The organism is Snodgrassella sp. W8158, assembly GCF_016100435.1.
Lineage (GTDB): Bacteria > Pseudomonadota > Gammaproteobacteria > Burkholderiales > Neisseriaceae > Snodgrassella > Snodgrassella alvi.
On the sequence record NZ_JACFSM010000001.1, the window covers coordinates 922593 to 946253 of the forward strand.

General features: G+C 38.7%; 14 protein-coding genes. 9 read left to right on the forward strand and 5 right to left on the reverse strand.

What is annotated here, in order from left to right; translation table 11 throughout:
• Nucleotides 1–7 precede the first annotated feature (7 nt).
• The 7 genes from H3V11_RS04100 (at nucleotide 8) to H3V11_RS12005 (ending at nucleotide 10482) form a co-directional block, all read left to right on the forward strand.
• The gene (locus tag H3V11_RS04100) at nucleotides 8–1246 is read left to right on the forward strand and encodes a sugar transferase (RefSeq protein ID WP_051506515.1); all 1239 of its coding nucleotides are present in this window, start codon (nucleotides 8–10) and stop codon (nucleotides 1244–1246) included.
• A 530-nt stretch (nucleotides 1247–1776) separates the two neighbouring features.
• Entirely contained in the window at nucleotides 1777–2655 is an 879-nt protein-coding gene (locus tag H3V11_RS04105; RefSeq protein WP_198223642.1) for a hypothetical protein, read from the forward strand.
• Nucleotides 2656–2700: 45 nt separating this feature from the next.
• Nucleotides 2701–2961 carry a hypothetical protein gene (locus tag H3V11_RS04110; RefSeq protein ID WP_198223643.1) on the forward strand — a complete coding sequence of 87 codons (261 nt, stop codon included), beginning with the start codon at nucleotides 2701–2703 and terminating at the stop codon, nucleotides 2959–2961.
• Between the two features lie 170 nt (nucleotides 2962–3131).
• Nucleotides 3132–4010 (forward strand): hypothetical protein, encoded by an 879-nt coding sequence (locus H3V11_RS04115; protein WP_198223644.1) that lies wholly within the window; start codon nucleotides 3132–3134, stop codon nucleotides 4008–4010.
• Between the two features lie 44 nt (nucleotides 4011–4054).
• The gene (locus H3V11_RS04120) at nucleotides 4055–4315 is read left to right on the forward strand and encodes a hypothetical protein (RefSeq protein WP_198223645.1); all 261 of its coding nucleotides are present in this window, start codon (nucleotides 4055–4057) and stop codon (nucleotides 4313–4315) included.
• A gap of 170 nt (nucleotides 4316–4485) precedes the next feature.
• Nucleotides 4486–5367, forward strand: a complete 882-nt coding sequence (locus H3V11_RS04125; protein WP_198223646.1) for a hypothetical protein — start codon at nucleotides 4486–4488, stop codon at nucleotides 5365–5367.
• Nucleotides 5368–5412: 45 nt separating this feature from the next.
• A complete protein-coding gene (locus H3V11_RS12005; RefSeq protein WP_198223647.1) occupies nucleotides 5413–10482 on the forward strand; it encodes a calcium-binding protein in 5070 nt (1689 codons plus the stop codon).
• A gap of 532 nt (nucleotides 10483–11014) precedes the next feature.
• On the opposite strand, the gene H3V11_RS04135 is transcribed toward H3V11_RS12005, so the two are convergent.
• The 5 genes from H3V11_RS04135 to H3V11_RS04155 form a co-directional block, all read right to left on the reverse strand.
• A complete protein-coding gene (locus tag H3V11_RS04135) occupies nucleotides 11015–11623 on the reverse strand; it encodes a YdcF family protein (protein ID WP_174832480.1) in 609 nt (202 codons plus the stop codon).
• 209 nt (nucleotides 11624–11832) lie between these two features.
• A complete protein-coding gene (locus H3V11_RS04140; RefSeq protein ID WP_198223648.1) occupies nucleotides 11833–13659 on the reverse strand; it encodes a hypothetical protein in 1827 nt (608 codons plus the stop codon).
• A gap of 187 nt (nucleotides 13660–13846) precedes the next feature.
• On the reverse strand, nucleotides 13847–15559 hold the full coding sequence (locus H3V11_RS04145; protein ID WP_084565218.1) for a hypothetical protein: 1713 nt from the start codon (nucleotides 15557–15559) through the stop codon (nucleotides 13847–13849).
• 202 nt (nucleotides 15560–15761) lie between these two features.
• Nucleotides 15762–17540, reverse strand: coding sequence for a hypothetical protein (locus H3V11_RS04150; RefSeq protein WP_198223649.1), 1779 nt, complete (start codon nucleotides 17538–17540; stop codon nucleotides 15762–15764).
• Nucleotides 17541–17954: 414 nt separating this feature from the next.
• Nucleotides 17955–19412 carry a hypothetical protein gene (locus H3V11_RS04155; RefSeq protein WP_198223650.1) on the reverse strand — a complete coding sequence of 486 codons (1458 nt, stop codon included), beginning with the start codon at nucleotides 19410–19412 and terminating at the stop codon, nucleotides 17955–17957.
• A 1169-nt stretch (nucleotides 19413–20581) separates the two neighbouring features.
• Between H3V11_RS04155 and galE the strand changes: the two genes are divergently transcribed.
• Both galE and tldD read left to right on the forward strand, forming a co-directional pair.
• Nucleotides 20582–21610: a UDP-glucose 4-epimerase GalE gene (galE, locus tag H3V11_RS04160; RefSeq protein ID WP_198223651.1), complete on the forward strand. Its 1029-nt coding sequence runs from the start codon at nucleotides 20582–20584 to the stop codon at nucleotides 21608–21610.
• 399 nt (nucleotides 21611–22009) lie between these two features.
• Nucleotides 22010–23461: a metalloprotease TldD gene (gene tldD, locus H3V11_RS04165; protein WP_198190368.1), complete on the forward strand. Its 1452-nt coding sequence runs from the start codon at nucleotides 22010–22012 to the stop codon at nucleotides 23459–23461.
• Nucleotides 23462–23661: the final 200 nt, after the last annotated feature.

Below are 23661 nucleotides of genomic sequence, written 5' to 3' on the forward strand. Positions count from 1 at the left end.
AACAATTATGCGAAGTTTACTGTCCTATAAAAGCCGTCTTTTCTTCGGAACCCTGCTGGTAATGCTACTGCCACTGGCCATCATGGAGCCTATTAAAGGCTTTGCTCAGGGACGTGCTGCTTTCATCACCAGCATAATTCTTGCCGGTATTGCCCATATCCTGACCACCAAATCTTTATCCGTATTCAGCAACTTTCCTGGCAGAAAATCCGCAGTGATTGCTCTGCCGCATGCTTTCTTCTGGTTTTTCGGCATGTGGATGACGGCCAAATTCTTTAACCTGCCCTATACCGTATGGTTTTTATTCATGGCAGGCTGTCTGTCCCTGTTTCTGTGTATTTCTTATATCTATTACCGCAACAAATTCATAACAACCTACGCCTACCTGCCCTACGGACGTGCCAGCAACGCCGACCAGCTTCCCAATGTCAACTGGATAAAATTAACCAGCCCCTGCCTGCCTGAGACCTCTGTCATTAACGGCATTGTTGCCGACCTGCACGAACCTGAGCTCGACAACCACTGGCAGAAATTTCTTGCCCGGCAAACCCTCAATGGCATGCCTGTCTACAATATTCGTCAGGTAGAAGAATTTCTTACCGGACGGGTTAAAATTCATCACCTATATGAAAATGATCTTGGTTCTTTACTGCCTTCACCAACCTATGTATTAATTAAACGCGTATTCGACATCGTTCTTATCCTGCTGTCTGCCCCTGTTACCCTGCCGGTAATGCTTATTACTGCCATTGCCATCAAACTTGAAAGCCCGGGTAACATCCTGTTCCGGCAAAACCGTGTAGGACGCAGCGGCAAAGAATTCTGTATTTATAAATTTCGCAGCATGTGCAGCGATTCAGAGAAAAACGGTGCCCGCATGGCGCAACTTGGGGATGCCCGCGTCACCCGTATCGGACACATCATCCGCAAAACCCGCATCGACGAACTGCCGCAATTCTGGAACATCCTGAAAGGTGACATGAGCCTGATTGGTCCCCGTCCCGAGCAAAAAGTATTTGTCGACCAGTTTATTCAGGAAATTCCCTTTTATGACTACCGCCACATTGTCAAACCCGGTATTTCCGGCTGGGCGCAAGTTACTCAGGGCTACGCTGCCGACACCGAACAAACCCAGATAAAAATCGAACATGATTTTTACTACATCAAACATTTTTCCTTCTCACTTGATATACTCATATTCTTCAAAACCCTCAAAACCATGCTCACCGGCTTCGGCGCACGCTAACCCAGCCATCTCATACAAAACGCTACCAGTAAAATCTTACCGGTAGCGTTGCAATACACAAACAGAAACCCATAAATCCAACAAAAAGCAAACCATGAACATCAAAACAGCCAAGCAGTAATACTCATAACATCGCTTAAACTTCTGTTTTCCGCCATTTTCTATAATCGATTCAATTCCTTTAATTACATACCAATCAAAATCTGCCTGCACTGCGCATCCATATACACGTATCCAAAAATAATAATCACATCCATTGCCGAATCGAACATCAATCTATAGCAATTAGCGTATAACATGCCTCAACCAAATCTATGCATAACCAATTATCAAAACCCAATATTATTCATATATAAATATTTATTCATAATATATAACATATCCTGACAATATAATTATTTCACAAATTTTATTTAGTCATTAACAATTATCAAATAACAGAAAATTTAAACACCAAACAACATTCAGCCATTTCCTGAATGTAAATAAAATGTTAATTTATCTTTATAAATAGAGAAAAAGGGCTGCTTATGAAGTCTGGATATAAAAAGATTATGCTTATCGTGGTGCTGTGGCAGGTGTTGCTGCTTGCCGGCTGTGACTATTATGTGAGCGAACAACCAGCACAGCAAGCACCCGTACCGTTCTATAACCGTGATAGCCGTGGCCGCGCCGATACTATTGGCAAACTCGGTACTTACTCTATCAGCATTCCTGCAGGAGTGATTGATGGCTGGGCACGCTATATGGGCGATCCGGGCGATTTTGCCGATCCGAAAATTAAAGCCAGATACCAGCGCCCACCGGAATCTTATGATTTGCCAATTGAATCATTTGGTTTTCAGTATCGGATTACTGACGGCGATGTTTATACCTCTTTCCGGCAAACACAACAGGATTATCGCCGTGATAATGAAACTTTAATCCCGTATGGCAAACCTTTCCCGTGGGCAAGCGTAAGTGTCTATGGTCAATATGATGCTACTGTGCCGTTGAATTTTAATTTTACGGTCCAGGATGACTTCAGAGTATCAAAAGAAATTTCAAATATTGATTATATCCAGCAGGAACAACCGCTGTATGGTCTAACCGTATATCGGGCAAATAATGGTATTGATCCGGAAACCGGCGAACCATGGAAATCGGATACCCTTACCAAAGATAGAATGATTAAAAAAGATCAGGCTGGCAATATTAAAACCTATATCAAGTGTGAATTTACCCAGCATAAAAATTTTTGTAATCATATGTTTTATAACGATAACTGGCATATCCAAGTATGGATTAGTTATAACCGTAGTTATCTGCCGCAGTGGCAGGAAATGGAGGGCAATATTATCAAAATACTGGATAGCTGGCGCGTAAGCCGGGAAGGCAAACTGCTGGGCAAACAGATTGGTAAGGCCTAGTTTTTAATAGCGGTACAACTTATTGATTATCTTAGGGAGAAGAGCATGTTAGAAGCACAAAAAGTAAGTAAAAGCGAAATTCAGGCATGGCGTAAACAGATTGAAAATGGAGATTTATCCGATGTTGGCGCGGTGTATCAGCAACTGGCCAAACGTGGCTATCACTATGCTGAATGGGCCTATGGGGTAGCTTCTGCGAATACCATTACCGGTAATGGCGCACTGGAATTTATGCAGACGGTGGCGAATAAACATAATCATAATTTAACGATCGATAAAACCAATAAGATTCGCCGCGCTGGTTAAGCTTATTTAAATGTAAATATTTATTAATATATTCTATATGCATCAATACTGAATTTTTGCTTAACATTTAATTTAAAACAATAAAAATTCCAAAATGACATTCTTTTTATTTTCTTTTGGTAAAGTTTCTGTTAATTTTTATCCTGTGAAATAGAGAAGCAAGGCTGCTTATGAAGTCTGGATATAAAAAGATTTTGCTTATCGTGGTGCTGCTGTGGCAGGTGCTGCTACTTGCCGGCTGTGACTATTATGTGAGCGAACAACCAGCACAGCAAGCACCTCTGTTTTATAACCGTGATAGCCGTGGCCGCGCCGATACTATTGGCAAACTCGGTACTCAATCCATCAGCATCCCTGCTGGCGTGATTGATGGCTGGGCACGATATATGGGCGATCCGGGAGATTTTGCTGATCCGAAAATTAAAGCCAGATACCAGCGTCCGCCGGAATCTTACGATTTGCCGATTGAATCATTTGGCTTTCAATATCGCATTACTGATGGTGATGTCTATACTTCATTCCGGCAAACACAACAGGATTATCGCCACGATAATGAAACCTTAATCCCGTATGGCAAACCTTTTCCGTGGGCTGGGGTTATTATTTATGGTGAATATGATGCTGCTACGCCGTTGAATTTTAATTTTACAGTTCAAGATGACTTCAGAGTATCAAAGGAAATTTCAAATATTGATTATATTCAGCAGCCACAACCGCTGTATGGCCTAACCGTATATCGGGCAAATAATGGTATTGATCCGGAAACCGGCGAACCGTGGAAATCGGATACCCTTACCAAAGATAGAATGATTAAAAAAGATCAGGCCGGCAATATTAAAACCTATATCAAGTGTGAATTTACCCATCATATAGATTCCTGTGACCATATGTTTTATAACGATGACTGGCATATCAGAGTATGGATTGGCTACAGCCGTACTTATCTGCCACAGTGGCAGGAGATGGAGAATAATATTATCAAAATACTGGATAGCTGGCGCGTAAGCCGGGAAGGCAAGCTGCTGGGGAAACAGATTGGTAAGGCCTAGTTTTTAATCGTGGTACAACTTGTTATTATCTTAGGGAGAAGAGCATGTTAGAAGCACAAAAAGTAAGTAAAAGCGAAATTGAAGCATGGCGTAAACAGATTGAAAATGGAGATTTATCCGATGTTGGCGCGGTGTATCAGCAACTGGCCAAACGTGGCTATCACTATGCTGAATGGGCCTATGGGGTAGCTTCTGCGAATACCATTATCGGTAATGGCGCGCTGGAATTTATGCAGGCTGTAGCAAATGAACATAATCATATTTTAACAGCAGATGAAACCAATAAGATTCGCTTCGCTGGTTAAGCTTATTTAAATGTAAATATTTATTAATATATTTTATATGCATGAATACTGAACTTTTGCTTAACATTTAATTTAAAACAATAAAAATTCTAAAATAGCATACTTTTTATTTTCTTTTGGTAAAGTTTCTGTTAATTTTTATCCTGTGAAATAGAGAAACAAGGCTGTTTATGAAATCTGGATATAAAAAGATTGTGTTTATCGTAGTATTGCTGTGGCAGGTGCTGCTGCTTGCCGGCTGTGATTATGATGTGAGCGAACAACCAGCACAGCAAGCATCCGTACCGTTCTATAACCGTGATAGCCGTGGCCGCGCCGATACTATTGGCAAACTCGGTACTTACTCTATCAGCATTCCTGCAGGAGTGATTGATGGCTGGGCACGCTATATGGGCGATCCGGGTGATTTTGCTGATCCGAAAATCAAAGCCAGATACCAGCGTCCGCCGGAATCTTATGATTTGCCGATTGAATCATTTGGCTTTCAATATCGGATTACCGATGGCGATGTCTATACTTCATTCCGGCAGACACAACAGGATTATCGCCACGATAATGAAACTTTAATCCCTTATGGCAAGCCTTTCCCTTGGGCAAGCGTAAGTGTCTACGGTCAATATGATGCTAAGGTAGCGTTAAATTTTAACGCCTATGTGCAGGAAGGTTTTAAAATATCAAAAGAAATTTCAAATATTGATTATATTCAGCAGCCACAACCGCTGTATGGCCTAACCGTATATCGGGCAAATAATGGTATTGATCCGGAAACCGGCGAACCGTGGAAATCGGATACCCTTACCAAAGATAGAATGATTAAAAAAGATCAGGTCGGCAATATTAAAACCTATATCGACTGTCAATTCACTCAGCATATAAATTCTTGTCATCATATGTTTTATAACGATGACTGGCATATCCAAGTATGGATTAGTTACAGCCGTACTTATCTGCCACAGTGGCAGGAGATGGAGAATAATATTATCAAAATACTGGATAGCTGGCGCGTAAGCCGGGAAGGCAAGCTGCTGGGCAAACAGATTGGTAAGGCTTAGTTTTTAATCGTGGTACAACCTATTGGTTATCTTAGGGAGAAGAGCATGTTAGAAGCACAAAAAGTAAGCAGAAGTGAAATTCAGGCATGGCGTAAACAGATTGAAAATGGTGATTTATCCGATGTTGGCGCGGTGTATCAGCAACTGGCCAAGCGTGGCTATCATTATGCTAAATGGGCCTATGGAGTAGCTTCTGCGGATAGCATTACCGGTAATGGCGCACTGGAATTTATGCAGGCAGTGGCGAATGAACATAATCATATTTTAACAGCAGATGAAACCAATAAGATTCGCCGCGGCATGGCCTTGGGTTATCTGGATATGCTGGAAAAAAAGGCCGGTTCGGGTAGTGTCAATCAGGATATTACTTATCAACAAATGAAAGAGTTTCATATTGAGGTATTTAAAAATAATAATGTTGATATTAACTACTGGACGCTGTATGAACCGATGCGCATTATTGAACAGTATGCGTCGGGGAAACTCATTGGTGGGCGTGAAATCAAAGGCGAACAGGTTGTCGAACAAGTGTGGGAAGCTATGTGGGCAACCAAAGGCACCAATGTCGATAGCTGGTTGATGAGCTTGGGATTATCTGGAATTATGAGCGATGCTAAAAATGGGTATATTTATATTAATAAACTAACTGGTACACCTGAATCCTCTGCTGCGATAACGCTAAAGGCAGCGAGTACGGGTCCGGTTGGAAATTTACTGATCTGGAGTTGCTATAAAAAAGTGCCAATTTCCAGCGCTGATCAGGCACTGGCGAAAAAGTGGGTGGATAATACAAGCATGTTTGCCCCGCTAAAGGATTATTGGGTTGAATTCGGCAGAGAAGGTCACCAAAACTTATGGTACAAGGACTATGCTTCTCCATCTGACCAATATACAGGCAGTTATTTTGAAAATCAGAAAAATACCGACGCTGCAAAACAGCAATTAAAATTTAACTGGGATGTAGCTGGTGGCAAAGGGGTAACAAAGTGGATTATGGCAGCAGTATTAAATACCAATAGCATTAATTCATCCGATCCGCGCATCAATAGCATTAATGACGATAATTTTCCTGATAAAGGATGGGGATTTATCTTTGATCCGGTAAATGGTCATCGCCAGGAAATTGCCGGCCAGCCGGGCAAATTTGAATTTAAATACCAGCTGGCGTTTATTGATGAACTGCCGGAAAAATTATTATCGCAGTTGCAGACATGGGAAAAACAAGGCAATCAACAAATGGTATCGCTGTATCTGAATGCACTGATGCAGCTTAATCCGGTGGTGATACTCAATCCGGACAAAATGCCGGCGGTACGCAAAATTGATGATGTAGGTGAAGAATGGATTAAGGTGCGCACCTGGATGATTCAGGAAATGCGCCTTGCTCAGGCTAATGAAAATAATCAGACGTTAAGTAGTAAATATCAAGAACCTGACGGTGTTGCTTTTTCCACACGCAAGACCTATCTGGATCAAAAATCATTAGTTGAATCGATTCGTAAACAGTATGGCTTCGGCACCGAAGATGCGATTGTGTTTCGTGATGAGCAGACCGGGCAAAGCTGGAATACCGATGCCGATGCTGGCGATGACGCCCATCAGGTGGTGATGCTGGGCAATGGTAATACCAAGGTAGTAGGCGGCAAGCTGGCGGATGTGATTTTTGGCGGCAAGGGCAGTGATGATATCTCTGGCGGAGAGGGTGATGATTATCTGTTTGGCGGTGCCGGCAATGATACGCTCATGGGCGGTAAGGGCAATGATGTTCTGGTGGGCGGTGATGGCGCAGACAAGTATTATTTCAACAGCGGCGATGGCAAAGATGAGATTTATGATTCTGACGGCAAAGGCAGTATTTTTATTGATAATCAACAATTTTCAAAAATAAAATGGACAGCAAAAGAAAATGGTGTCTGGATTTCAGCCAACAATAAATGGCGCGTACATCTGGATAATATCACCGGCAATCTGGTGATTCAGTCGCTGAAAAATAAAGATGATGTTTTAACCATTGTCGGCTGGAATGATATGGGCGGCGGCAAGCTTGGTATCAGGCTGCCCAAATTCAAGGATAGTAATAACAATAAAATCAATAAAATTATTGGCGACTGGCGCACCAAAATTATTCATAAAGAAGGCTACTTTGAGCTGGACGAGAGTTTAGCCGGCCAATATTACTGGGGTTGGAAAAATCGCAATGCCAAAGGTGCGATTATTGGTGGTGTGGTAGAAAAAGGCTTTGAAGATGTGATTAAGGGCACAGACGGCGCCGATGAAATTAATGGTCTCGATGGTGGCGATGCGATTGACGGCATGGGCGGCAACGATATTATTCTCGGCGGCGATGGCACAGATTTACTTGCCGGAGGTGGCGGCTCCGACATCATCAAAGGAGGTGCCGGTGATGATTTTATCTGGGCTAATAATCATTTAAACATGAGAGATCGTATCCGCCCGGGTGAGCGCTGGACGATGCCGGCTTCCGGTAAAAAAATGATTTATGCCGGCCCGAACTGGGGTATATATATTGATCAGCAAGATATTAGGATATTTGATGGTCTTAGTGAAACTTTTGATGATGCCGCAGATGTGGGCGGAGACTTTTTATATGGTGGTGATGGCAGCGACTATATTGTAGGCAGTAATCTGAATGACTATATTGAAGGTGATTCAGTGGCTCCGGCCAGCACAGAACAGGGTGACGATACCATCTATGGTATGGCTGGCAATGATTATATTGTAGGAGGCAAAGGTAATGACTTTTTACATGGCGATGGTATTCTCAGGCCGGGCTTCCTGAATTCACTGGCGGGTGCCTTACATGGTGATGACTATATTGATGGCGGCGACGGAGATGATCAGATAATTGGTGATGGGGGCAATGATGTCATTATTGGTGGTAATGGTAATGACAAATTGTATGGTGATAATGCCGTCTATACAAAGGAAGAGATGCTGGACGCTAAATATCATGGTAACGATACGATATATGGTGGTGCCGGCAATGATGAAATCATCGGCGGCGGCGGTGATGATTATCTCTATGGCGGTGATGACGACGATAAAATCTGGGGCGATGATTCAGATCCGGCCGGCCGCCATCCCGAGCTTGCTGGCAACGACCATATCTGGGGGGATGCCGGCAATGATATTCTCGATGGTGGTTATGGCGATGATGTGATTCATGGCGGTGATGATAATGACCAGGTTTATGGTGGTGCCGGTAATGATGAACTGTATGGCGACGATGGCGATGACGAAATTTATGGTGACTGGTTAAATAAAGATATTACCGAACACGGTAATGATTTTATTGATGGCGGTGCCGGCAATGATAAGCTGACCGGTGGTGGTGGCGACGACTGGATTATCGGTGGTGATGGCAATGATATACTATGGGGTGATGATAGTCGTGAAGGCCATGAGCTGAATACCACCATGACGGGGAATGATTACCTTTCCGGCGGTGCCGGTAATGACGTATTAATGGGCGGCTATGGCGATGATACACTGGATGGCGGCATCGACAATGACATCCTCTTTGGTGGTGGTGGCCGCGATACTATTTATGGCGGCGATGGTGATGACCGGATATTCGGTGATTTCTCCACTAATGTGACAGATATTGTGGCCACAGATAATGGCTACAACGATACTATTTACGCAGGCAATGGTAACGATCTGGTGCAGGGACAGCTGGGCGATGATCTGATTTATGGCGGTGCGGGTAATGATACATTATTCGGTGATATGGGCACGGAGAGCCCGAAAGAAAGCCGGCCGCAGGATAATGGTAATGACACCATCTATGGCGAAGAAGGTGATGATTATATAGATGGCGGCTATGGCAATGATTACCTTGATGGTGGTACCGGCAACGACACCATTTATGGTGGTGGCGGCAATGATGTGATCTATGGCGGGGAGGGCAATGATTTCCTCAGCGGCGGTAATGCGATGAATATAAATGATACAGATACGGCCGGTGGTAATGATACGATACTTGGCGGCGACGGTAATGATACGATACTTGGCGGCGAAGGCGATGATCTGCTACAGGGCGATGAAGGAAATGATTACCTCAGCGGCGGTAATGGTAACGACCGGCTTTACGGCGGCGACGGGCTTGACTGGCTGCTGGGCGGCAAAGGCAATGATTATCTGAATGGTGGTACAGGTGATGATTACTTTGTGTTCAATAGAGGTGACGGTGTTACCACTATTGAGGATTACAGCGGGCAGTCGGTAGTGATTGTGGATGTGCCACTGGATCATCTGTCCATCAGTGCTTACAACAAAGGCATTAAGGTAACCAATGGAGTTAATGGGGATGTAATCTATCTGGTTGGCTATTATCTGGATGGACGTGCCAACAGCCTGAATATGAATAATTTATTATTTGCCCAGCCTAATGGTGGTAATTCTTATATAACACGCTCCTTACAGCAGTTTGCTGATAACATACAGCATCATAATGCCGCCAGGTACGACCGCATTATTGAAGGCAATGATAGGGATAATGAGCTTTTCGGTACGGCCGGCAAGGATTTGATGTATGGCTATGGCGGTAATGATATTTTACATGGCTATAACGGCAATGATTTGCTTGATGGCGGCGACGGCAATGATATTCTGTATGGCGGTGCCGGAGATGATCAGTTATTTGGTGGCACCGGCGAGGATATTCTGGAGGGAGGCAGCGGTAATGATTTGCTGGTTGGCGGTAGCTGGCAGCGGGATCGTTATGTATTCCGGGCTGGTTATGGACGCGATGAGGTGATTGACCAGGCAGCAAATGAATCGCAGGGTGATATTCTGGATTTTGCTGACTACCGTAGTGATGAATTGCGGCTAAGCCGGAATGGGGATGACCTGCTTATCAGCCATGTTGGTTCACGTGATCAGGTACGGCTGGATAACTGGTTTGCGGATGCATCATACCGGCAGTATCAGATTCATACTGCGGATGGTATGCACTATACAGCCGAACAGGTACAGCAATTGGTAGGAGCAATGGCTACTTTCTCCAGAGGCAGCAGTGAAGACCGGATATGGGCGGCAGATGAGGTGAAGCAGTTTGCCCCGCCGAATATTCTTGCGGCCAACTGCGGTTAGGCCAAAAGCATTGTAGTATTGACAAGCCTGCAAATTATATTTGCAGGCTTTTTATTGTGGATAAAGATAGCTGATGCTAAGCCATAATAAATATTATTTCCCTTAACCCTGAAATTTTCAGGTAACGATAAAAACATTTCGATTCAATACCAACAGGCTCTAAAAATATTTTGTACCCTGTCGTTGTATATGGCATTTGCTATCTAGGCTGATAAATTATGTTTTTCTGGCAGATGATATCAAATTCCTGTATCGGGTAGTTTAATTAATAAAACTAGCGCCAGGGTTTTAAAATCAAGCAATACGAGGAGCAGTGTAATTGTTTCCGGACTGATTATCTTATACTGCTGATATCATTTGCTATTACGAGACAAAACCACTGCCCGCCTGAATTTAGCGGTTTGCTATTTGGCTAAATTCGGGCAATCATCTGATGGTTATACCGGTTAATAATAACCGTATCTATTCTAATTCAATACTATAAACTGACTACCATCAACCCAGTATTCTCAATGTTTTAATTATCTGTATTCTAATTATCATTATTCAGGGGATGATCGAACAACCATGAATTAATCAGAGCTAATGGTTCTCTAATAAGAGAAATGTAGTTCCTGTAATTTCTGAAACTTAAAGGTGCAGATAAGCCGGATACATCTTTTACTCCTGATCTTTTAGCTAACATAATAGAACGCAATAAGTGAAAATCATTGGTAACTACCACGGTCTTACCTAATGGTAATACTTTATTCGCATAAACAAACTGCTGAGCAGTACGTGTTGATTTATCTTCAAGATAAACCCTTGAGGCATCAATCCCGTTATCAATTAAATAACCAGCCATAACGCTTGCTTCTGTTGCCGGCTCGCCTTCTCCTTGTCCTCCGCAAACAACTACTTTGGTATTAGGGTTATTTTTCAAATAAACCAGAGCTTTATCTAAACGCCCTTTTAAAACAGGATGAGGTACTGCAGGATTACCCATTACCTGAGCACCTAAAATAACCATAGTATCAGCATTGTCTGCTGCTTTTTGCCGGGCATAGAGATGAATAATGACATTACAGATAATAAAATATGCTAAAACAATTATTACAAACCAATGAACCCATTTATAAATATTCATAATGCTTTTATTCATAACTATCCGTAAAATAATTGTTAATCAGTTTTATAAATTGAAAACAAATAACGCTATAACGTAAAATATGTCAGGAACTATAGCAACTAATCAGCATTTTATCCACAATAACAGCTACGATTTTATTAGTCATAATTTTTGCAGTGAATATCCAAACATAATTCCTGTCCCCTGCTATTAATCGATAGCCTTTGATAAAACTGCCATGATTATTCAAGAGACAGCTTTTGCTTCAATTGCGCTGCGCAATCTCTGGCCATCTGTTTAAACTCATCAGCTTCAGCTTTTAAAAATAGTTTATCTGTAAATTGTTCAAATTCTTCCAAATTACCTATCAGACTCCCATTGTAAACAAGTTTTATTTCTCCCTGTAAATAAACTGTAAAAATAAAGGCTTTTATTGAATGGCATTTTTTATAAACTATATTTTTTATTTTTTTTATATCCAGTTCAATTGAGCCAAACATTAAATCTTCCGGCAATACACTGATTTTAGTATTCGTGATAGATAACTGCCTTTTTACAAATAAATTTTTTGGTAATTGCTTAATATTAGTGTCTTGCAAGTATAAATCGCCATTTAATTTTAAATTGTCTGGCAATTTTTCAATTGAGGAAGAACTCAGCCAGAGATCTCCTTCTACTTTTAAATCAGAAGGTAATGTTTTAACTCTGGTATTACTCAAAAACAACTCATTTTTTACAAATAAATTTTTTGGAAGCTTCTTAATCTTCGTTCTGAATAAATCTAAAGTTCCATTCACATTTAAATTATCCGGAATTTTTTTAATCTTTGTATTATGTAAGTCTAAATCACCGCCAATATGTAAATTTTTCGGTAATTTTTTTAGTTTTGAAGAACTTAAATTAAGATTACCGGCAACTTTTAAATTCTCAGGCAATGTTTCGATTCTGGTACAGCTCAGATCAAGATATCCGCCAACAGTCAAATTATCCGGCAACTTTTTTATAGGGACATAACGTAAAGTCAGATCACCTTTTAATTCAAGATTATCCGGTAGCTGTTTTATTTCGGTATAACTCAGATATAAACTGTTTTTTACTTCTATATTGGCAGGCAGTTGTTTTATCTTGGCACCATCTAAACCCAGACTTGTGCATTGTACATTTGAATGCTTTAATAATTTTTTGACTTTAATAGCGCGCAATCCCAGATATCCGTTTACAATCAGATTATCCGGCAACTTTTTGATTTTTGTAAAACCCAAATCCAAATAATCGTTAACAGTTAAATTATCTGGTAACTTTCTAATTTTAGAGCCTCCTAAAGCAATGCCACCAGTTACTGTTAAATCTTTTGGTATTTTTTGTATTCTGGTACCGTATAAATCCAACTTACCCCCAACCTTTAAATTTCCAGGTAACTTTTTAATTCGGGTATCACTTAAATCTAAATCACCCATAATGTCAAAATTATCTGGCAATTTTTTTACTTTGGTTCCGCATAAATTTAAATTGCCGCTTACAGATAAATTTTCAGGTAGTTTTTTAATTCTGGTACGGGCAATGTTCAGATCACCCTGTATATTAAGATTATCCGGCAATCTGTCAATTTTCGTATCTGACAAATTTAAAGAGCCAGCTACATCGAATCTTTCCGGTATATAGCAAAAATGCGAATCACTCAAATCCAAATTTCCTTTTACTTTCAGATTATCAGGTAAGGATTTAACAGGTGTTTGTTCTAAATTCAAATCTCCATTTACTGTTAAATTATTTGGTAATGATGCAATTCTGGTACGTAATAAATCTATAGAACCTTTTACATTTAAATTTTTCGGCCACGCTTTAATCTTAGTTGCGCGCGCACATAAATCACCATTTACGGTTAAATTATCCGGCAATTTTTTTATTGTTGTTAATCGCAAATTGAGATCACCGTTAATAATAAGATTATCCGGTAAATGTTTGATTCTTACTTCAGCCAGATTAAGAGATTCCAATATTGTGATTGAATTATCCCCAATACTGTATTTAATCTGCTGTGTATTTAAATATGTGATAAATTGTTCCATAACTTATTTCTCTGTGTCTTCAGCTTAAGTCACTTAATACAAATCAATCGGATGAAGTTGAATTAAAAACAGTACAAAATATGTTTATGCTATTTTTAATAAATTACTGCCGGCCAAATATATCTGAGTCACGTACTGGCAAATTCAGCATTTTTTGCAGCTGTCGGCCAGTACTTTGTACATTAAGTTAATTAATTCTGATTTTTTTCTGCAATTCCTCTACGCAATCTCTGGCTGCCTGTTTAAGCTTACCTGCCTGCGGGTCAAGAAATCTCTGGTTAACAAATCGCTCATATTCTTTCAGATTACCAATCAGGGATTTATTCTGAAAAATTTTATATTCACCATTCAAATAAGCTGCAAAGATAGTTTTTCTTTTAGATGTACAATTTTTCCGGTAAGCAATATTTTTAATCTTTTTAAGATCAAGACTTAACCATTTAATCTCAAGATTTTCCGGCAGATATCTGATTTGAGTTTTTCTCAGGTCGATGCCTTCTTCAAGTTTCAGATTTTCGGGTAATTTTTTAATTTTGGTATCATTTAACAGCAGTTTTTTACCGACCTGCAAATTTTTGGGTAACTTTTTAATTTTGCTGCTACATAATACGAGATTCTCCCAAACATGGAGATTATCAGGCAAGCGAGAAATTTTTGTTATGTTAATATATAAATTTTTTATCTCAGTAAAATTCGAGGGTAGCTTTTTTACTGGTGTACAGGCTAAATTTATTCCATTCGCTATATTAAAATGACTGGAAATTTTTTTAATTTTGGTACCCGATAAGTTTAGCTCACCTCCCACTGAAAGATTTTTAGGTAATTGTTTAATTGACGTCCCTTCAATAGATAATTGTCCGCCAACAGTCAGCTTTGCAGGCAATTTTTTGATTTTTGCGTAAAATAAATCCAGATTTCCTTTTACAGTCAGCTTCACAGGTAATTTTTTGATTTTTGCGTCCTCCAGATTCAGATTTTCATTTACAATCAGCTCTGCAGGAAATTTTTTGATTTTACAGCTATTCAGGTCCAGACTGGATTGTATTTTTAAATTCTCTGGTACTTTCTTAATTTTATTACAACTTAGATCCAGGCTAATGCAAGTAGCTTTAAAATTTTTAAGTAACTGATTGATTGTACTGCACCCTCTCAATGCTAAACATCCATTGACTCTTAGATTAGCAGGTAATTTTTTGATTTTTGTTCCAGACAAATCCAGATTACCGTTCACCGTTAGATTATCCGGTAATTTTCTGATTTCCGTATAGCATAAATCCAGATCAGCTTTTACCTGTACATCCTTTGGAAATTTCTTAATTTTGGAGGAAGCCAGAATCAGACTACCATCTACTTTCAGATTTTCAGGTAACTTTGTGATATCAGTACGACCCAAATTAAGACTACCCTTGATAGTAAACTTTTCCGGTAGTCGGGTAATTCTGGTTGAAGAAATATCTAAATCTCCGGCAACTGCCAAAGTTTCCGGTAATTCCAGTATATAGGTATTTTGTAAAGATAAATTGCCGTTTATTGTCAGACTTTCTGGTAGCGACTGCACATAGCTGAAGGATAAATCTAATGCACCGCCTATTATAAGCTTTTCCGGCAACGTAATTATTTTGGTATAAGAGGCGTTTAGTTCTCCATGAACCACCAGATTGTCCGGTAATATACTGATTTCTGTACCGGATAGATTCAGATTCCCATAGACAATCAGATTATCCGGTAAATTTCTGATTTTTGTTTGAGAAATATCCAGATTGCCTTTAATAATTAAATTGTCAGGCAGTGATTTTAGACAGGGTTGATAAAAGCACAGATTATCCAGTACCCGGATAACATCATTCTTAACCTTATATTTAATGTTTTTTTGATTTAATATTTCGATAAATTTTTTCATTGATTTAGTATGTTAGCATACTGGTAAAATTTAAGGGAAGGTAACTTAGTTGCATACATTTCCAGAAAGCTGGTATTAATATCATGCAGTTTCAGTATATATTTTCAGTATAAATATCTATTTCTAATTAAAAAGTTACAAAGTTGAATAAGTACTTTGACTTTATCCGGTCTGGTTTTATTGTCAGCCAGTATTCAATATATTAAGTTTTATGAGTACTGAGTTTTTTCTGCAATTGCTCTACGCAATCCCTGGCTGCCTGTTTAAGCTTACTTGCCTGCGGATCAATAAATCTCTGGTTAACAAATTGCTCATACTCTTGCAGGGTACCAACCAAGTATTCATTCTGAAAAATTTTATATTCACCATTCAAATAAGCTGCAAAAATGGTTTTTCTTTTAGCTTTACAATTTTTCCGGTAAGCAATATTTTTAATCTTTTTAAGATCAAGGCTTAACCATTTGAGCTCCAGATTTTCGGGCAAATATCTGATTGAAGTTTTTTTCAGGTTTATACCATGATCAAGTTTCAGGTTATTCGGTAGCTTTTTAATCCGGGTATTTTTTAACAGCAATGTATTACCAACCTGTAATTTTTTAGGTAATTTTTTAATTCGGCTATTTCTCAGATCCAGATAATCCTCAACATTGAGCTTATCTGGCAAACGGTTAATTTTAGTTTCCTCTATTGCCAGTTTTTTTATCTTGGTAAGATTCTGAGGTAATTTTTTTACTTTAGTCAAAGTTAAGTCCAGCCCATTGACTACATTAACATGACTGGGAATTTTTTTAACCGGGCAACCCCATAAATACAGCTCACCTCCTACTGAAAGTTTTTTAGGTAGTTTTTTAATCGGTACCAGCAAAAGAGATAAATCGCCACCAACATGCAAAATTTCAGGCAATTTTTTTATTTTTGCGTCATTCAGGTTCAAATTTCCGTTTATATTCATTTTTTTGGGAAATTTTTTGATTTTGCATTCATTCAAATACAGATTGGATTGTATTTTTAAATTCTCTGGTATTTTTTTGATTTTATTAAAGCACAAATCCAGACTAGTGCATATAGCCCTAAAATTTTTAAGTAATTTATTGATTTTTATACAACTTTCCAATCCTAAACATCCATTGACTCTTAGATTAGCAGGTAATTTTTTAATTTTTGTTCCTGATAAATCCAGATCTCCGTTCACCGTCAGATTATCCGGTAATTTTCTGATTTCTGTAAAACTTAAGTCCAGATTAGCTTTAACCTGAATATCCTTTGGTAATTTCTTAATTTTGGAGGCAGCCAGAATCAGGCTACCATCTACTTTCAGATTTTCAGGTAACTTTGTGATACGGGTATTACTCAAATCAAGATCATCGGTTATATGCAGATTAGCAGGCAGAGTATTGATACCACTTTTTTCCAGACAAAGACTGCCTTTTATCGTAAATTTTTCCGGTAATCGGGTTATTCTGGTTGAAGAGGCATCCAGGTTTCCGGCAACAACCAAATTCTCCGGTAATTCCAGTATATAACTATTCTGTAAATATAAATTACCGTTTATTGTCAGATTTTCTGGTAGCGACTGAATATAGCTATAGGATAAATCCAGCGCACCACCAACAATTAGCGTTTCCGGTAAAACTTGTATTTTGGTACGAGAGGCGATAAGTTTGCCCTGAACCACCAAATTTTCCGGTAACACTCTGATTTGTGTACCGGATATATTCAGATCCCGGCGAAAAATCATATTTTCCGGCAGTTTACTGATTTTAGTATGGGAGATATCCAAATTACCGCAGACAATCAGGTTATCCGGTAACTGGCTGATTTTTGTTTGGGAGATATCCAGATCACCTTCAATAATTAAATTATCCGGCAGTGATTTAAGTGGATTTTGATAAAAGCACAGATTATCCGGTACGCGGATAATGTCATTTTCAACTGTATAATTAATATTTTTTTGGTTTAATATTTCGATGAAATTTTTCATTGATTTAGTATGTTAATCATACTGGTAAGGTTTATTAACCATAACTTAACTGTAAATATTCAGATTCAATCTACTTAGAGCAGCATTAACTGATAAATAATTGAAATTATCATTACATACAGTTTCAGTATACATTGTTTTAATGATTTTTTCAGCACATATGTTTTTTAATAAAAATTAATAAAACGAATACAAATATTCTGACCAGAGCCAGAGCTGTTTTTGTGGTTAAAATAAAAGTAATAAAAAATTAAATAAGACTATATTATAAAATTAATCATCTCCAGTAGGGTAAGTAATTTACTAATATATTAATTTATCAGCCCAATCAAACTGTAACCTGAATCGTAATATTCATTAAATTTTGATGAAATACCCATATATTTACTTTATTTGTATTAATATGCAGCTATATTAGCGTTGTTTCGAGTTTTCTTTATTGATGATTTTTTTGTATTGCTCAAATTCTTGCATTAAATGTTCTTTTGGCATTGTCATCAATCTTTTCATATGATCTATTTCCTTCATACATGCTTGTGCTAAGTCTTGATTTTCAAGTATGAGTTGATCACGAAATTCTTTATCCGAATTTTTATAAAATACAGGAATTTGTCTCAAGCTATAGTCAAAGGATTCTTTTTTTCGCTGCTTTGTTTTTTCAAAGAAGTTCAAATTTTCTTGTGATATATAAGTTTTATTAGAAAATATTGTAAATTCTTTATTATTTGATTCAGACCTTTTATATGAGTGTAAAATATATCTTCTAGGTTGATTATCTTTTTCAAAAACTATTCGATAATGAAATTTACAACCATTATAATCCGCATATTTTTGGTCAATATATACTATATCCCCTTTTTGCTTAACCCATTTTCCACGTCGTCCGTCGTAATAACCCTTTTCTGAATACTTTGAAAGTTGTCCCTTAAGTTGTAAAACTTCAAATGTTTTGCCTTTAACATAAGAACCATATATATCTTCAGCATCAGACCAACTTAATTTTGAGTCAGGAATAACTATATGTTCATATTTTTGCCCATCCATGGAGATAGTCATTTCATCAAATAAATCACCTTTTTCTTCATTACTTAATACTTTCTTTTTAATTGGTTTATCATTTGAAAACCAAACACTGGTATTTAAGGCAATATTTCTGGCTAAATAGTCTTTTTTAGTTAACTCTGTTCTACCATAATTAGAAGTAAGGTCAAAAAACTTATCGGTTTTTATTTCAAGATTTAATGGTTCCACGTTCATAAATCTATTTACAGAACCTTTCAATTTATTGATATCGATTTGATTTTTAAAAATCGGTAAATAATAATCTGATCCGTCCCTAAAATAACCAAATTTATGACTTTCTGATAATTGAAAATCTGGATAATAAAGATAAATACCTTTAAGAACATACTTTTGCTTGTTATTCTTAGTAGGTTTAGGAATATCAAAGTTTATAATTTGATTATTTTTATCAACTTTTAAATTTGTCGCAATTGCATATTGATTTATTTTGTTATACACAATATCCTTATTATCAATTCCCAAAATATCCCTTAATGATAAAAATGGTGATGGCCTATTTGTTGTCTTTTTTTTGATGATGGAGCCTGTTTTATCAATTATAGGCTCATAATTTGCTATTATTTTAATATTCTTTTTCGGAAAATTTTGTTTAATATCTTCATTTTCTGCATGAGTTAAATAAGGATTATAAAAATCATCAATTTGTAAACTGACATGTAAAGATTCCTTGGCGTCAGAACTATTTATTAACTGGTTCTCAGCTATACTTACACTTTTGTAGTGTTTAGCACAAGAACTTAGTAAAAAAGCCAGCAGCAACGAGGTTATTATAAATATTATTCTTTTCATATACAGTCAACTAATTAAATATTTGATATTATTAAAATAAAAAATATCGGTCTAATAAATTAGAGCAAGAACTTAGTAAAAAATCATCAACAACGAAGTTATTAAAAATATTATTTTTTTCATATACATCTGCATAATTAAATACTCCATATTATTAAGTAGATGACTAAATACAAAATGCTAATCTAATAATCACAAGCTGATATTTGGTATTCACAATATTTGCATACTATACTGTTAAACTAGTTTAAATACAACATTGATATAAAAATCGAGTAAATAATATAGACCGATCCTGCTATTTACAAATTGCTTAATTTATCCGAAGTGTATAAATAGTGCCGAATCCGGTTTAAAGCTATCTTTAAATTCATCTAATACAACAGACGCAGGCGAGCTATGATCGCCTTGTACCACAATTTCTGTATATCTTTAAAAGCACTAGTGTTGATTTCGCTAGCTAAAATCTAAAAAACTGATTCTGCAGATTTAAATTGAGACAGACATTTTGCCGGTCTTTAAATAAAGGCTGTTTACAATCATAGTTATTTTCACTTTGTGTATCTTTTTCAGAATAATGATGAGTATTAAGAGTTAACCGATAGAAAAATGACTTATCCTTAACTTGCTTATTAACAGCCGCAATATCATGCACAAATATTAATGTCTCAATCTTCCAATTATGAAGAACATTGTTAAAATCAAAAAAGTTATTTTAGTTTTTAAAATGTATATTATTAAATAATAAATATAAACTTTCAATTTATTAATTAGTTATATATTTATCAGTAGCCGGTTTTCAGCAAATATTCAATCTGATTTTTTATCTGCTATATCTGCATAATGGTTTATCTGGTTTTATTTGCCGCTGTATTTCAAGTCATATTTCTATCAGATTTCTGTTTTATCACTCCTGTCCAGTTCAGTTATTGCCGTTTGAACAGAAATAACTTTTGTCAGAGGTACCGGATATTTTTTGTTGTGTCACCTCATCTGTGCGGCTCAGCACTTTACTGTTGTAAAGATACAGCAGATACCGGTTCTTTTTGTATATCTTCTATCCCGCGTTAGCTTAACTATGATTATAAACAAGATATACTTATGGATTTCTGGTTATTTACATACCGGTTATTTGTTGTATTTCGATGAAAAATCATTACGGATAATTTATGGCTATTCTGGTAACAGGTGGTGCCGGCTTTATTGGCTCTCACACAACTGTACAATTACTTAATGCCGGCTACAATGTGATTATTATTGATAATCTGTGTAATGCATCGCCAGTGGTACTCGAGCGTTTAAAACAGATTACCGGTAAAGAGGTAACTTTTTATCAGGGCGATATTCGCGACCGTACGTTGCTGCAACAGGTATTTAAACAGCACAGTATTGAGCATGTGCTGCATTTTGCCGGCTTAAAAGCAGTCGGTGAAAGTGTACGGGAGCCGCTGAAATATTATGATAATAATGTCAGTGGCAGCCTGATTCTGGTTGAAGAAATGGCCAAAGCAGGTATTTTCAATCTGGTTTTCAGTTCCTCAGCTACAGTTTACGGTACACCGGCTTCGGTTCCGATTGATGAAAATGCGGCTACCGGCGGAACCACCAATCCGTACGGAACATCTAAATATATGGTAGAGCGGATGTTAACGGATATACAGGCAGCAGATGCGCGCTGGAGTATGACATTACTGCGTTATTTCAATCCGGTGGGCGCACATGAATCCGGATTAATTGGTGAAGATCCGAATGGCATTCCGAATAATTTATTACCGTATATCTGTCAGGTAGCTGTTGGCAAGCTGACACAGCTATCGGTATTTGGTAACGATTATCCTACTACTGATGGTACCGGTGTCCGTGATTATATCCATGTAATGGATCTGGCGGACGGCCACTTAAGTGCCATGCGCGTTACAAATAATCAGCCCGGTGTACATATTTATAATCTGGGTACAGGGCAGGGTTATTCGGTACTGGAAATCATACATGCCTTTGAACAGGCCAGCGGCAAAAAAATTCCTTATCAGATTGTCCCGCGCCGGGCAGGAGATATTGCTGTGTGCTATGCCAATCCTGAACGCGCAGCTGAACAACTGGGCTGGACAGCTCAGCGCAGTCTGGCCAGTATGATGGCTGATGCATGGCACTGGCAACAGCTCAATCCTCAGGGCTACAGCAGCCACAATAAAATCTGATTACTGAATATCAGCTTATTATAAACACTTAACCCACTGATATTTCAGTGGGTTAAGTGTTTTCGGTTTTTGAGTTTTGATGCAAAAATTTAACGCTAATCGTTACGCCGCTCCTGAAAGTAGATTTAGATAAAAGATGTTTGAGGTCATTACCGGTTAACTATCTCTAACTAACTGGTGAGTCACATTATAATATAATGAGAATTATTATCAATAACAATTTGGTAATTTTTACAATTTGTTTTTCCGGTCTCTATTCCAACACCAGATCTGCGTATAATAAGTATTTCTGCATTCTCCCGGACAAAGCTTGTTTTCGGTATAATTGCCCACAATTTGCTTTTCTGATTAAATCTTTCTCTGTCTGTGCTTTTGTCACAACCTAATTTTTGACAGCTCATGCCTATCTCTACTCAAACCGCGCAACTTGTTCACCAACAGCTACTGGCCGACAACGAACTGGCTGTAGCTGATTTTACCCGTGCACTCTCTCTGATGGGAGCACACCATATTGATTATGCTGATATTTACTGCCAGCGCAGTACCTATGAAAGCTGGCATCTGGAAGAAGGCATGGTCAAATCAGGCAGTTTTCAGATTGAGCAGGGCGTCGGTGTCCGAGCGGTAAGTGGTGAAAAAACAGCATTTGCTTACGCCGACAATCTGAATGTGCAGGCATTAACAGATGCAGCACAGGCTGTACGGGCAATTGGTCAGGCCGGTCAGCAGCGCTCAGTGGGACTAACTTCTCTGCCGTCAGTCAAACCGCTGTATGCAATGGCTAATCCGATGCTTAGTCTGGATGCCGGAGAGAAAGTAGCCTTATTACAGCGTGTGGAGACACTGGCAAAAGCTGCTGATCCGCGTATTGTGCAGGTAATGGCCGGGCTAGTATGCGAGCATGAACTGATTTATCTGGCGCGACTGGACGGCCGGATACACACTGATGTCCGCCCGCTTGTCCGTTTATCTGTTACTGTGATTGCCAAACAGGGAGAAAGGCGCGAGCAGGGCAGCAGTGGCGGAGGCGGTCGCTTTGATCTGGGTTATTTTGATGAAGCCATGCTCAAATCATATGTAGATACAGCTGTTGCTCAGGCACTGACCAATCTGGAAGCCCGTCCGGCACCTGCCGGTCAGATGACGGTGGTACTGGGCAATGGCTGGCCGGGTGTATTGTTACATGAAGCTGTAGGTCATGGTCTGGAAGGTGATTTTAACCGCAAAGGAACCAGTGCGTTTGCCGGCCGTTTAGGTGAACGCGTAGCGGCTAAAGGTGTGACTGTTGTTGACCAGGGTAATATTGCCGAACGCCGTGGTTCGCTGAATATTGATGATGAGGGCAATGCTACACAGCGTACGGTACTGATTGAAGATGGTATTTTATGCGGCTATTTGCAGGATGAAACCAATGCACGTTTAATGGGCGTCCCTGTGACCGGTAATGGCCGGCGTGAAAATTACGCCTCAGCACCGATGCCGCGCATGACCAATACTTATATGGAAAACGGCCGGCTTAATCCGGAAGAGATTATTGCTTCTGTCGATAAGGGCTTGTATGCGGTTAATTTTGGCGGCGGACAGGTCGATATTACCAGTGGTAAATTTGTATTCAGTGCTTCGGAAGCCTGGTGGGTTGAAAACGGTAAGCTGCAATATCCGGTAAAAGGAGCCACCATTATTGGCAGCGGTCCGGAAGTATTAAAACACGTTAGTATGATAGGCAATAACAGTAGTCTGGACAGTGGTGTAGGTATCTGCGGTAAAGACGGGCAAAGCGTGCCGGTAGGTGTGGGACAGCCTACGCTGCGTATTGATGCCGGTCTTACTGTGGGCGGCAGCCAGACATAATTCACCTGAACAGCAAACAGCATAACGGGCACAAATTACTGTGCCCGTTATGGTTTATGTTTATGCGGATAAATATGTATTTATCATAAATAACATCTGAATTTCTAGAAATTAATATGCATATTCTTATTGCGCTTATTGAAATCAAATCTGCTTTTTTCAGGTATCAGCTACTGATCACTATGATCCGCCAGTATCGC